The organism is Chryseobacterium rhizosphaerae, assembly GCF_003385455.1.
GTDB lineage: Bacteria > Bacteroidota > Bacteroidia > Flavobacteriales > Weeksellaceae > Chryseobacterium > Chryseobacterium rhizosphaerae.
This window is the reverse complement of the sequence record NZ_QNUF01000022.1, coordinates 76,307-89,851: the sequence shown is the minus strand read 5'-3', so window position 1 is coordinate 89,851 and position 13,545 is coordinate 76,307. Positions and strand designations below refer to the sequence as shown.

Sequence of the window (13,545 nt, the reverse complement as noted above, 5' to 3'; positions counted from 1 at the left end):
AAAATATTTTATTTACTGTGGATATGAGCATGCATATGAAGGAAAACACCAGACTTGGGAAAAAACAATGGCAGGAAGACTTTCTGATCTAACAAAGATTAATCCCCTTACAATTGATCAAACGCAATTTTCTGAAAGAAGTAACCCCGAGCAGAATGATCTATTATTAAGCACTATAAATGGAAATTATCCTGTTGTTTTATTAGAAGAAAATAAAACGGTACTTACAGGAATTCAAAAGGAGCCTTTTACCGACATAAAAATTATACATCCAATTACCACCTATATTAAAGCAAGACCTAATTGGATGCTTAATAAAAGTCGCAGATTTTATGAAATACCAACCTCAGACATTAAAAGTTACCCCTCTTTGATTTTTGCATATAGAAAGGGTGAATTTGAAAATAAGGGTGTTCCGGCAGATATTATAGAATTACTAAGTGTAAAAGACTCAAGATATCTTATTTTAGACCAAGGCAATTATGATATTGTAATAAAAGATAGAGCATATAAGATTATTAATAAGTTTGAAAAAAACATAGAATAACTGCTTCTTAATTGCCAAGTTCTAGTTGATTTTTAACTAACCAATAGTACTCCCCTTTCAGAGAAACCAATTCCTTATGATTTCCTTCTTCAACGACCTTACCTTTATTCAAAACAATAATCTTATCTGCATTTTTTACGGTGGATAGGCGAAATGCAATGACAATGTAAGCTTTCAACAAATATTGGCTAATCCCTGAGACCACCCATCAAAAAATGGCTCATAAAATTATAGAGCTGGAAATATAAAAAAATAGCCGGAATTGGTATCCGGCTATTGAAATTTTTCTGATTTCTTTATTTTTCAGTTGGTAGAGACTCTATCCAATTAACGATTTCTTCAACCTTTTCCTTAGAGAGCTTTGCGTCCTGATGAAGATACAAGTAAGAAGGAAGTGGCATCTTCCTCTGTTTCACCTGATTCGCTATTGCCTTTAATTTATTGGTTTGTTTACGCTGGCTGTAAAGTCCCCATTCATTAAAATTCAATTCTTTCTTTCCTTTTTGAATATGATTTTCAAGATAAGAGCTTACAGGCTGAACATATGCATAAACAGGGTAATCTGTAGAGTTACTGTGGCAGTCATAACAAGATGTTTTCAAAATAGACTGTACTTTTTGAGGCACTTGATAAATCTTTGAAATATCAGATGAAGGTACCTGCCCATAATCAATATTGCGGGCAGGCTGAATCATTTGAACTATTAAAAAAATAAGGATAAACCCCAAAAGTATTTTTTTAACAGGCTTCATCTGTCTACAATACTTTTTCTATTGATCCACAGTTGATCATTTTGGAACCTTCATAAGGATTCACAATTTCTTTGGACTCACTTATCCAGGTTCCTCCTTTCCCATTATTGTACATTGGGCAAAAGTCCTGATATAATTTCAAGCCATCGGTTCCTTTTTCTCCTATTAAATCTGTAATATCATTGCTTAGAGACAGAAGATGTTCTCTCTGATGGGCAATATCTTCAGAATTTTCACTTATATGCTCTGCATTTTCTGCTGCACTTTCTATAATATCGCGCAACTCAGCATCTTTTTCAGGACTCAGCTTGCTGATATCGACTTTCTTTAAAATAGAAAATAAGCGTTGAGCTGCGTCAGAGGCGGCTTTAGAGTCATCTTTCGTCAAGGCATTTTTTAAGGGCAGATAGCCTTCAATAATTTGTTTGACTGATACTACTGAAGCGTTTTCGGGTTCTTTTTTATCCTCTACTGCTTTTTCTTTTACTGTTGGATCTGAAGCTAAAACAGGTTTATCTATAGATTGAGGTGTAGCTTTTGTTTCCTTTTTTGATGAATTATTGGGATTATTACAAGAATATAAAAGGGCTCCCATTACAAACACGGTTAATATATTTTTCATTGTATTCTGATTAGTTTTATAAAAATTTGTCTGATTAAAAGATTAATAGGTAAAAGTAAGACCGGCTCCCCAGCCCATTTCATTATCATAATTTCCGGAAAGAGATAACCACTTTTGTACAATGTATCTTATTCCTGTTGAGAATTCTCCATCGGAATTAACACTGAAATTACCTCTTAATCTTCTGGACAGCGGGATGTCTTCCCTACTCAGCTCCAATAATACTTTTCCATTGTGGTCAACACTTGCATCTGCTGTAATCAACATCGGTAATACATATTGCATCCCGACAATGAAAGCATATTTACTTTTTGAAGCCTTCTGTTGGCCAAACCAGGATTTCTTACCATGAAAATCCATTCCCATATCCTCTGCCATCTGTCTTTCCATGATCTCGTGGTTCTTCTGGATTCTCACTCCCGCATATGGAAGTGCCCATTGGAACTTTCCTAAGAACCTTCCTACTTTTACATTCCCTTCAAAATGATCAAAATTCCAATTGGAATGAAACTCATTGAGATTAGCCCATCTTGGTCCGAACATCGTCATTGTTTCTGCATGCATTTTATTGCTGGCAACATCCAGCATAGCCATAGAGCTGATCATTTTATTGTCCTGCAGGAAGTTCTTCCAGGCTAGTTTTCTATTAGGCAGCTGTGGGTTTGGTTTTGAATTTTCATAACTGAATATTCTTCCCATCCCGGCCATCATATGATACAGGATATGACAGTGGAAAAACCAGTCGCCATCCTGATTGGCTGCAAACTCAATAGTAGTCGTTTCCATCGGCATGATATCCACCACATTTTTCAGTGGAGAGTATTCCCCTTTTGAATTGATCAGCCTGAAGTCATGACCATGAAGGTGCATAGGATGTCGCATCATAGAGTTATTATAGAGTTTGATTCTAAGGATTTCACCTTTTTTAATCATAATCTTATCTGTTTCTGTGACTGTTTTATTGTCTAAAGTCCACAGATAATGGTTCATATTCCCTTCCAGGGTAAACTTCATTTCACGAACACTGTCTGCCGGAAGAATTGTTTTTTCGGGAGACTTCAGCATATTGTAAGACAGTCTTTTGATGGTCTTTTCTTCCTTCATATCCATTCCAGCATGCTGAGAATGATCTTCTTTTTTCTCCTCTTCCTTCGTTTTTACGCCCATCATCTCATTCATATGCTTCATGGTCGTTTTCCTTTGGTTTTCAGATAATTCCGGATACATCACTTCATTCATGTCCATCATTTGATTTCCCATCGTCATATTCATCGGCTTCATATTTCCGCTCATTTCCATCATCCCGTTCATCATTTTCATCCCTTCAAAAAGCATTAATCTTGGTAAATTGGGAGCTTCTGATTTTTCACCTGAACCCAGCCAAAGGGAAGCATGCCCTATCCTGTCTTCTGAAGTGGCCCTGAATTCAAAGCTTTTATTTTCGGGGATGGTGACTTCAATATCATAGGTTTCCGAAACTCCGACAATCAAACGGTCTACTTCTACAGGAACTACATCATTACCGTCATTTCCTACTACTTTTATCTTTCCACCTCCGTAATTCAGCCAGAAATAAGTGGATGAACCACCATTGGCAACTCTTAATCTTACTTTATCTCCTGCTTTTAGATGGGAATACTCTGAGCTGGGACTACCGTTAATCAGGAATTTATCATAATACACATCACTCACATCCATCGCTTCCATCCTTTTCCATTCATTCAGGGCTTTTGTTCCAAAATTTCCGGATTTGATAGCTTCCCAATAACTCTGAACAGCATTTTTCTTTATGGCATACCAGTCTGTATTTGCCATATGAAGTCTTCTAGCAATCTGCATAGGATCATCATCACTCCAATCTCCCAACAATACCGGTATTTCGGCATTATATTCTGTCTTAGGCTCTCCTTCTCTCTTGTTAAACACCAGAATCCCATTCATTCCTATCTGCTCCTGAAGTGCTTCATGGGAATGGTACCAATAGGTTCCATTTTGTGAAACCCTGAATTTGTACAGATGGGTTTCCCCAGGTTTTACAGGCTTTGTGGTAAGGTATGGAACACCATCATGTTCATTGGGTAAAATGACACCATGCCAGTGGAGCCCTGTGTTTTCCTTAAGCATATTATGGAGATAGATTTCTGCAGTATCCCCTTCAGTAAAATACAATGTCGGAGCCTGAAGTTTTCCGTTGATCGCAATAGCTCTTCGGTTTTTTCCGGTAAAATTGACGATTGTATCTTTTACGTATAAATCATAACGAACTGTTTTGCCTCCAAAACTAAGTCTGCCATTTTCAGAATTTCTTTTTAAAACAGAACTTTCATCTTTTGGATTTTCTGAAGCAATGGGTTGATGCTCCTCTTTTTCCACCAGCTCCATTCCACATTTTGGACATTTCCCCGGCTTATCTGAAATGACTTCAGGATGCATGGGACAAGTGAAAACAGACTGTTGCTGAGATTGTGGCTTGGATACGATTTGATTTTGTGTTGCAGCCTTTACATCAGGCTTTATCACGTTCACTTTTTGAGCTTCATTCGCCTTAGTTACTTTTTTGATATCAACCTTTGGCTTATTTATTTTAGCTTCTACCGGTTGAGATTTTGCCACTACTTTGGGTATTGATTTTTCCTGTGGTTTTGCTACGACTTTAGGTTTTACGACAACCGTTTTCTTTACCAAAGTCATTTTGCATTTCGGACAGTCTCCAGGTTTTGAAGAGACCACTTCCGGATGCATCGGACAGGTATAATAGGTTTTGGTTGTTTGTGCAAAAGTAAAGACAGAAAACAAAAGCAACAGAAATATGATTAGTTTTTTCATAATATTCCGAACTTTTTTAGAAGTTGCATACCTTAAAGTCAATTATAATTTAAGATACGCAACTTATTATTTTAAAGATAAATACACTGTATTATTTAATTTCTGACTTTACACTTCCGCAAGAAAGCATAGCTTTACCATAGTAGGGATTGACAATCTGTTTCTCATCACTCAACCAGCTTCCGTCAGCCATTGGGCAATATTGTACATACACCGGTTTTTCTGAAAGCTTGAAGTCTTTTGTCAGCGCAATCATATTGTCTGAAAGGTTCAGGAAAGTTTCTCTTTGTGCTGTAACACTTCTTGCCTCAGAGATCGCAGAAGCATCTTTTCTAAGGATATTAAGATTTCCTTCAGACACTACCTTATAATCTACAGCTGAAGCTGTCTTAATGAATTCTGAAGCCGCTTTTGAGGTTTTATCTGCATCATCTGAAGCCAGTGCCGATTTGATGGCAATATAGTTCTGATATAGTTTTGACACCTGAGCGTCTTTTTTAGACTGTGCAGAAAGTGAAAGTACTGAGAATAAAGATAGGGCTGCTGTAATGATATATTTTTTCATTGTTTTAAATTTTAGAATTAATTTTTAATAAAGGATATTAAGGACACATCAGAAAATGCGTCAGAGCGTGTCGTCTGTAACGATATGATTATCATACCGAAAACGACGGACTTATTCTAAATTCTAAAATTACAATGATGAATGTAAATAGGAACCGGTCTGTATTCCGGAGGCCCATTGATCTGAATTTGAGTGAATTTTGAAGCTGAAAAAGATTTGTCTGCAAAGAAAAACTGGTGTGTGACAGGGATTTCAGAAATCTGGCCTAAAAAGTCAATATTAATCAAATCTGATTTTTGAGAATCATCAACTTTTACAACTTTGATTTCTGTTTTACAACATCCTTTTTTCTCTTTAACACCACATTTTCCGCAGATGTCACTTGTTTTCTGACTTACAGAAACAAATTCCTTCATACAAAAATGAACGCTAAATGCTGCTCCGGAAGAAAATCCAAAGTAGAAAATAGAGAACAATATGGCAAGAATCTTTTTCATTGATAGGACAAAGTTAAAAATATCTGTGAAACCATTGTTATAAAATTCGGTATTGTTGTTACAAAATTCTGGTTTATTAAAAAAGCTCCGGAATATTTTCCGGAGCTTTTAATATTTTTTAGTATTTCATGCGGATTGAGTATATCTACAAAAATACGGCTGACTTCTAAGTTCTATAGCTTAAACTCTAACTTAACATTAAAGAACCGCCCGGTAAGACGTACAGGAACCGGATACATAACATTAGAGTTGTAATCTGTTATCCACTGATTAGCGACCGTATTGTTTATATTGAATGCATTGAAAACCTGAACCCCCAGTGTTAGCTCCTCGAAGTTCCCCCAGAATCCATATCTTTTCTTTTTATCCTTTGGATCAATAAAAACTTTTGACAACCCAAGATCCACTCTTTTATAGGCAGGCAATGTACTTTGATACTGATACGGGTTTGTGAAAACAGGTGCCCCATTCGGAAGTCCCATAGCGTAAACCAATGTAAGGTTAACACGCATTGAAGGGAATCTCGGCATATAATCCTGGTAGAACATCGCAAACCTGAAACGCTGGTCCGTAGGTCTTGGGATATTCCCCTGTCCGTCTATATTCTCAAATACCCTTGCATAACTGGCAGACAGCCATGAGTCTACTCCGGGAACAAATTCTCCAAATAACCTGGTATCTATACCATAAGCATATCCGGTAGCATTATTCTGCCCTGAATAACGGATTCTTACATTATCCATATAATAAGGAATCAGATTATCCATTTTCTTATAATAGAGCTCTGTAGTAAGCTTAAACGGTCGGTCATACATCTGGAATTCATAGTCGTTAGCAAGAATTAACTGTATCGAACGCTGAGACTTTATATTGCTGTTGAAATTCCCATCAAGGTCTTTGATCTCCTTATAGAAAGGAGCCTGATAATAAATACCTCCTGAAACTTTAAATAACATATCAGATTCCCAGTCCGGTTTTATGGCAAACTGGAATCTTGGTGAGAATATTGTTTCTTTATTAAAGCTCCAGTTTGCTACCCTTGCTCCGGCATTGATAAACACCTTACTGGCACCCCAATAAAATTTTTGAGAATACTGTGCATAAGCAGATAATCTTGTGGGCTCAATATTGTTGGCTCCTGCAATATAATACGCCAGCTTAAGATCCCCGGTCCCTCCTCGTGGATCTACAATAGGTCTCGGAAGGCTATACCCTGCCGAATCTACAAGTTTCCATTCGTTGGTAAGATCTTTTAAATTCTCTTTTTCATATTTGAATCCAACTTCTATATCTGTATTGCTATTAGGGGAAAAACGGGCTCTGAACTGCGTTCCGTATGTCCTTACAAAAAGATCATTTCTGGCATGATCTATCTGTGCCCCTGCATCAAAGCTGGGAAGCGGATCTTTTGTAATAGGATCAAAAGTCTGCAGCTTGTAGCCTGACTGTATAGAATAATATTCCTTTTCCCTGTTTTGGTACGCAAAACTATCCAATGTCAGTCTCCATTTATCGGATGGTTTATAATTCATGGAAAAAGTTCCCATCATATTTTTATACTGGTCCTTTTCCTGCCCGTAATAATTGATATATACATTGATAGGCTGCTGAAGCGTTCCAAAAGTAACATCTTTTGCTTTGGGAACCATTTCATAATCATTCTTGGAATAATAGCCGATGAATGACATGGAAAACTTATCACTCACATGATAATTGATATAAGACTGAAAATCCCAATACGTAGGGTTAAAGTCTGTATCTTCATTCAGTGTATTTAAAACAAGATTGGTATTTCTGTATCTTCCTGAAAATAAAGCCGTAAGTTTTTTATTTTTTGAAGCAAGTCCTGTGGTAAGCCTTCCTCCAATTAAACTTGCCTCCCCGGAAAGCTCAAACTTTTCAGGCTCACGGTAATAAATATTTAATGCAGAAGACATTTTATCTCCATATTTAGGTTCAAATCCTCCTGCAGAGAAGTTGACCGTAGAAACCATATCCGGATTAATGATACTCATCCCTTCCTGCTGAGAGTTTCTCACAAGGAAAGGTCTGTAAATCTCAATATCATTGATGTAGATAAGGTTTTCATCATAGTTTCCACCACGCACCATATATTGGGAAGAAAGCTCAGTATTTGAGTTTACGGAAGGAAGGGTTTTAAGTAGCCCTTCAATTCCTCCGCTTATAGAAGCCACTGCTTTAGCTTCTTTGGCTGAAATTTTTACATTGGTAAGATCGTTTGTTCTTCCTGTTGTTTTTTTCTGGAATACAACTTCCTCAATATCGGTTACTTTAGTCACCGTATCCTTTTTTCTGTGTTGGGAGAAAATCAGTACGGGAACTATAAGGCTTAACGGTAAAACTAGTTTTTTCAAAAGAAATATTTTAAGAATTTCTAAAATTAATGTTTTTTTAACAATTACAAAATTGATTCTCTAATTCTTGTTAATTTTTGCAGTAAATCTTCTAATAAATCCAGTCTTAACATATTGGCCCCATCAGACAATGCTGTTTCAGGTGTAGGATGTGTTTCTATGAAAAGTCCATCTGCACCTACAGCGATTCCGGCTTTAGCTACTGTTTCAATAAGGTCAGGTCTTCCTCCTGTCACTCCCGAGCTCTGGTTAGGCTGTTGTAATGAATGGGTAACGTCTAGAATGACCGGCGCATATTCTCTCATTGTAGGAATACCTCTGTAATCTACAATCAGATCTGTGTATCCGAAAGAGTTTCCCCTTTCAATGATCGCTACTTTCTGATTATCAGAATCTGTAATCTTCTGAACGGCAAATTTCATGGCTTCCGGAGACAGAAACTGTCCTTTTTTCAGGGTAACACATTTCCCGGTTTTTGCAGCTGCCACCAAAAGGTCTGTCTGACGTACCAAAAATGCAGGAATCTGTAAAACATCCACATACTGTGCTGCCAACGCGGCATGCTCATTTTCGTGAATATCCGTTGTCGTAGGAATATTGAATGTTTCACCTACTTTTTTAAGGATTTCAAGAGATTTTTCTTCTCCTATAGAGGTAAAAGAATCTACACGGCTTCTGTTTGCTTTTTTAAAACTTCCTTTGAAAATATAGGGGATATTATATTTGTCTGTGATCTCTATTACTTTTTCTGCAATTCTTAAGGCCATATCTTCACCTTCAATAATACAAGGTCCGGCAATAAGAAAAAAGTTTTTTGAATCTTTGTGTTGGATATTATCTAAATACTGAATCATTTTGTTGTAATTAAAAAGTTCAGTAAAAATACTGAGAAAGTTTCAGAACTGGAAATTATTTGGGACTTTCATTATTTCTCAGTTACAGATTCTCTTAAATTATAATTAACGGTCTCATAATCTATACTCCAGCGAAGTAAAATTTTATATCTTTATGTAATGAAAGCAAAAGAAACTTTGACAGAATTCTATGCTTTGCATGGAAAAGGGGCTAGCAATATAAGCCCGTTCAATGTGTACCGTAGGGAAAGTTTTGAATGCAGTGCGCATCTGGAACCCGTCTATCGAAGAGATTTTTATAAAATTTCAATGATTTCAGGCGGAACCGGAATATTAAGCTATGCAGACCGGTTTATCAAAATTGACAGGCCCTGCGTTGTTTTTCTCAATCCACTTATCCCTTATTCATGGGAACCTACTTCTGCAGTACAAACCGGTTATTTCTGTCTTTTCACAGAAGACTTTGTCAACCCTTCACTAAAGAATGAGAGCCTTTCAAAATCAGTCTTGTTCAAAGCTGGAGGCGATCACATATTTTTTCCTACTGCCGACAGTATTGAGTTCTTAAAGACGGTTTATGAAAATATGCTTAAAGAAGTACAGTCAGACTATCACCACAAGTATGAGCTTCTGAGGAGCTATGTCCAGATCATCATGCACGAGGTGATGAAAATGCAGCTTCCCCAAACCTTTCACAAACATCTGAATGCTTCAGAGCGTATTCATACTTTATTTTTTGAACTCCTGGAAAACCAATTTTTCATCAATTCACCTGATAAAGTACTCTCATTAAAAAATGCCAATGAATTTGCCTCTCAGCTGAATGTACATACTAATCATCTGAACAAGATATTAAAGGAAACTACAGGCAAAACTACTACAGAATGGATTTCCGAACGTATTATAAAGGAAGCAAAGTCCCTTTTACACTTCAGCAATTGGGATATCAGTGAAATTGCTTACTGCCTCGGATTTGAGCATTCTTCAAATTTCATCATATTCTTTAAAAAAAAGACGGGCGAATCTCCTAATCGGTTCAGAAAAAGAGTTCTTTCCATTTCATAATTTTTAGTTTGTTTCGCATAATTATTTTTCTCCCACAGAGCCGAACTTCGTCTCATCTAAATTGAGAAATAATGACACAACAAACTTTAAAAGGAAAAGTAGTTCTTATCACCGGAGGTACTACAGGTATCGGACTGGCTTCCGCAACATTGTTCCTGAAAAGCGGGGCCAAAGTGGTAATTGCAGGACGCAAATCTGAACAAGGTAATGCAGCGATAAAAACATTACAGATCATAAGTCCCGAGGTCTGTTTCATCCAGACAGACGTCTCAAAGAGCAATGAAATCCAGCATCTTATTAATGAAACAGTGAAACATTTTGGAAAGTTGGATATTGCATTTAACAACGCCGGAATTGAAGGTCAGTTTTTGAAGATTGACGAAACTCCTGAAGAAGAATTCGACAGGGTAATGAATATAAACACAAAAGGAGTCTGGCTTGCCTGTAAATATGAAATCACACAATTTAAGAAACAAGGAACAGGCGGAGTCATTGTCAATACCTCTTCGTGGCTGGCCCGGGGAGCATCTGTAGGTTCGGGAGTCTATTCAGCCAGCAAAGCAGCTCTGGACGGATTGGTCAGAGCTTTAGCTGTGGAAACCGCTTCTGAAAACATTCGCATCAATAACATTCAGCCTGGCTATATCCGTACTCCTATGTTTGACAGGTTTTTTCCTGAAGAAAATGCAGAAGAGGCCATAGAGCCTTTTAAGAAACATGCACCCATCGGACGTTTTGCTGCTCCTGAAGAAGTTGCTGAGCTCGTTCTATGGTTAAGCAGTTCTGCTTCATCATTTATTACAGGTGAAAGCATTCTGATAGATGGAGGATTGGCTATTGGAGGACAACGATAATCTATTTAAAAATGAAAAAATTATGCTTTTTATTTTTTTATATGCTGGGATATCCACAGGATACAATGAATGACTTTCCAATTTCAAAGAATATGGCAACAGACACTACAAAAAAAATAACATTATACAACAGGCTTTACCAATATGGAATAGCAGATGCATTTGTTGGGGGACTTTATAAAGGAACATTACCTTTAAAAGATTTAAAGTCAAAAGGTGATTTTGGATTGGGAGCCCCTGACATGCTGGATGGAGAACTCACGATATTAAACGGAAAAGTATACCAAACCAAGGCGACAGGGATTACTATTGAGGCTGGAGATCAATTTAAAACCTCTTTATCCTTTGTTACCTTCTTCAGACCAGACAAGGGGTTCTCTATGGAAAAGGAAGCAGACAAAGAAGCTGTTTTTCAGCTGATAAGCGCGAATCTTCCCAATAAAAATTCAATATATGCTATTAAAATAACCGGAAGATTCAAAATGGTCAAAACGAGAGCTTTCCCGCCTGTCAAAGAGGAACCGTTTCCTGTATTAACCTCTATCTTTCATACACAGAAAACTTTTGATTTTTCACATGCAGAAGGGGTGCTGGTGGGGTATTATATTCCGGAATATCTCAATGGCATCAATGTAAAAGACTTTCACTTTCATTTTCTTTCTGCCGATAAAAAACAAGGGGGACATGTTCTCGATTTTGTAGGTGAAAATCTAAAAATTGAGCTTGCAAATTTGAATAGTTTTGAGCTGGAGCTCCCCCAAAATAAGGATTTTCAAAACTTTCAGTTCACTACAAAAAACAATGAAGCTTTACAACGGGTAGAACAAGGAAAATAACTTGCTTATAGAATTGGTATAAATATCAATGGTTTCATATGCATCTCAATGATCCCTATGAAACCATTTTACTTTTTTACTGCCAAACAATTATAAATGAAAATATCTTGGATCCGGATAACGGAAAACAAAGTCGAGTTCCGAAATTAACTTTGAAGACAGGATTTTCTTTCCCTTTACTTCATCAGCTTCAATATCCGGTAAATCCTTCTGAGCATGAATTACCTGGTTTTTTGACGGATGCATCGGAGCCGTCACATTATAAAGCTTTCCTTTTGATCCCTTTTCTATCATTTCTGAAATCACCCTGACAATATCAGTATAATGAATATGGTTGACTGCAGCATCCGCATTGGTCACAGTATAGTTTTTAAGAAGCCTGTGATCTCCCATCAGACCTCCCAATCTTAAAATATTCACCTGTGGATATGTATTTCTGACCAATCGTTCTCCCGAAACCTTTTCTACAGGTACATCTTCTTCGGTTAAGTCTTTTGAAATATCCGGATAAACACCCGTAGAGCTCATCAAAAACATCTGTCCTTTGAAATCGCCGATAAATAATGACAAATTCTTAATTCTGTTGTATAATGAACTTACACAGCAGCTTTTCTCTGAAACCGGAATTGTAATAATCAAAGCATCCATATTTTGAATTTCTTCCCATTGCGGGTAGGGCTCTGTCAGCTGATAATCCATAAAATGAGCAACCTTTGCACAAAATCCTTTAGCATTCAGTTCATCTGCTTTATCCTGTGTAGTGGTGGTGGCACATATTGTATATCGATCAGACATAGCTGTTGCAATTCTTTCTCCCAGCCATCCGTAGCCTATAATTCCAATCTTTTTCATAAGTCTGATTTTTTTTGAGAAGAAAGCATTTCATCCAGGACAGCCGTTAAAACAGTTTTTGTTTCTTCATTGATATGGATGCATTGCTGAACCGCTTCCGGAATATGTTTTGCCTTTTCCTGAAGCGCCTTTCCTTTTTCTGTAAGGTGTATAAGCACTACCCTTTCGTCCTCTGTGCTTCTGGTTCTCGTTAAAAGTTCATGGGTTTCCATTCGTTTCAATAAAGGAGTCAGAGTTCCATTATCCAGATGAAGGTGTTCTCCTATTTTACCGATATTCATCCCTCCATTCTCCCATAGAACAACCAGAACCAGATATTGAGGATACGTCAGTGAAATTTCATCCAGATAAGGTTTGTACAATCCTGTGATATATCTTGAAAGAGCATATGTTTTAAAACATATATGTTCGGAAAGAGCCATCATAATTTTTTATTAAGCAACAAAAGTAATATAATTATTTTGTGCACAATATTTTTGTGCACAAATTTTTTGAATATGGATAGAAATAGTAATCTGTCACGAAATACTACTACACTTTAGTGTAAAATTACTACCATTTGTTTATTTTATTGTATGCTTCTTATTTACACCTTTGTTTTTTTATTAAATTCGCAATGAACAAACCTTTAAAAACTAAGATTAAGCATGAAAAACACTAAGCTATCCGGTCTGTCTATTGACGAACTCACCAAAGAAGACAAAAAACGTTCAGCCATTTTTATTTCATACTGTATTATTATTGGAATTATGATTGGGGCTTCCATCTATGCCACGATCAAAAATGGATTCAGCGTCATCAGCCTCCTTTCTATATTTTTCATTCCAATGTATCTGATCATATGGAATAATTATAGAGAGGTACGCAAAGAAATCAGATCCCGTAAATCCAATTAAAAAC

14 protein-coding genes are annotated in these 13,545 nt (G+C 36.8%); 5 read left to right on the top strand and 9 right to left on the bottom strand.

The genetic code is table 11. The features are described 5' to 3' along the window. Nucleotides 1–67 precede the first annotated feature (67 nt). Complete coding sequence (locus DRF57_RS17125) at nucleotides 68–547, top strand: hypothetical protein (protein WP_123863342.1); 480 nt, start codon at nucleotides 68–70, stop codon at nucleotides 545–547. 296 nt (nucleotides 548–843) lie between these two features. Here DRF57_RS17125 and DRF57_RS17115 read toward each other — a convergent pair whose 3' ends face one another. The 7 genes from DRF57_RS17115 to kdsA form a co-directional block, all read right to left on the bottom strand. Continuing rightward, nucleotides 844–1,299 carry a heme-binding domain-containing protein gene (locus DRF57_RS17115; protein ID WP_047495406.1) on the bottom strand — a complete coding sequence of 152 codons (456 nt, stop codon included), beginning with the start codon at nucleotides 1,297–1,299 and terminating at the stop codon, nucleotides 844–846. A 4-nt stretch (nucleotides 1,300–1,303) separates the two neighbouring features. After that, entirely contained in the window at nucleotides 1,304–1,921 is a 618-nt protein-coding gene (locus DRF57_RS17110) for a DUF3347 domain-containing protein (protein WP_047495409.1), read from the bottom strand. A gap of 42 nt (nucleotides 1,922–1,963) precedes the next feature. Then, nucleotides 1,964–4,747, bottom strand: coding sequence for a multicopper oxidase domain-containing protein (locus DRF57_RS17105; protein WP_174772387.1), 2,784 nt, complete (start codon nucleotides 4,745–4,747; stop codon nucleotides 1,964–1,966). Between the two features lie 91 nt (nucleotides 4,748–4,838). Then, on the bottom strand, nucleotides 4,839–5,312 hold the full coding sequence (locus DRF57_RS17100; RefSeq protein ID WP_047495415.1) for a DUF3347 domain-containing protein: 474 nt from the start codon (nucleotides 5,310–5,312) through the stop codon (nucleotides 4,839–4,841). Nucleotides 5,313–5,428: 116 nt separating this feature from the next. Beyond that, nucleotides 5,429–5,809: an HYC_CC_PP family protein gene (locus DRF57_RS17095; RefSeq protein ID WP_228450424.1), complete on the bottom strand. Its 381-nt coding sequence runs from the start codon at nucleotides 5,807–5,809 to the stop codon at nucleotides 5,429–5,431. A 173-nt stretch (nucleotides 5,810–5,982) separates the two neighbouring features. Next, entirely contained in the window at nucleotides 5,983–8,184 is a 2,202-nt protein-coding gene (locus tag DRF57_RS17090) for a TonB-dependent receptor plug domain-containing protein (RefSeq protein ID WP_047495418.1), read from the bottom strand. 44 nt (nucleotides 8,185–8,228) lie between these two features. After that, nucleotides 8,229–9,038, bottom strand: coding sequence for a 3-deoxy-8-phosphooctulonate synthase (gene kdsA, locus DRF57_RS17085; protein ID WP_047495421.1), 810 nt, complete (start codon nucleotides 9,036–9,038; stop codon nucleotides 8,229–8,231). Between the two features lie 159 nt (nucleotides 9,039–9,197). Here kdsA and DRF57_RS17080 point away from each other — a divergent pair, with 159 nt between their 5' ends. The 3 genes from DRF57_RS17080 (at nucleotide 9,198) to budA (ending at nucleotide 11,793) form a co-directional block, all read left to right on the top strand. Then, nucleotides 9,198–10,103 (top strand): helix-turn-helix domain-containing protein, encoded by a 906-nt coding sequence (locus DRF57_RS17080; protein ID WP_084084088.1) that lies wholly within the window; start codon nucleotides 9,198–9,200, stop codon nucleotides 10,101–10,103. Nucleotides 10,104–10,174: 71 nt separating this feature from the next. Next, nucleotides 10,175–10,957 (top strand): SDR family NAD(P)-dependent oxidoreductase, encoded by a 783-nt coding sequence (locus tag DRF57_RS17075; RefSeq protein ID WP_115919798.1) that lies wholly within the window; start codon nucleotides 10,175–10,177, stop codon nucleotides 10,955–10,957. A gap of 11 nt (nucleotides 10,958–10,968) precedes the next feature. Beyond that, nucleotides 10,969–11,793, top strand: a complete 825-nt coding sequence (gene budA / locus DRF57_RS17070) for an acetolactate decarboxylase (RefSeq protein WP_228450423.1) — start codon at nucleotides 10,969–10,971, stop codon at nucleotides 11,791–11,793. A 90-nt stretch (nucleotides 11,794–11,883) separates the two neighbouring features. On the opposite strand, the gene DRF57_RS17065 is transcribed toward budA, so the two are convergent. Next, nucleotides 11,884–12,645, bottom strand: coding sequence for a Rossmann-fold NAD(P)-binding domain-containing protein (locus DRF57_RS17065; protein ID WP_115919796.1), 762 nt, complete (start codon nucleotides 12,643–12,645; stop codon nucleotides 11,884–11,886). Further along, nucleotides 12,642–13,070, bottom strand: coding sequence for a MarR family winged helix-turn-helix transcriptional regulator (locus DRF57_RS17060; RefSeq protein ID WP_115919794.1), 429 nt, complete (start codon nucleotides 13,068–13,070; stop codon nucleotides 12,642–12,644). The genes DRF57_RS17065 and DRF57_RS17060 overlap by 4 nt, the downstream gene beginning before the upstream one ends. A 222-nt stretch (nucleotides 13,071–13,292) precedes the next feature. Between DRF57_RS17060 and DRF57_RS17055 the strand changes: the two genes are divergently transcribed. Continuing rightward, nucleotides 13,293–13,541 (top strand): hypothetical protein, encoded by a 249-nt coding sequence (locus DRF57_RS17055; protein ID WP_047495439.1) that lies wholly within the window; start codon nucleotides 13,293–13,295, stop codon nucleotides 13,539–13,541. Nucleotides 13,542–13,545 lie beyond the last annotated feature (4 nt).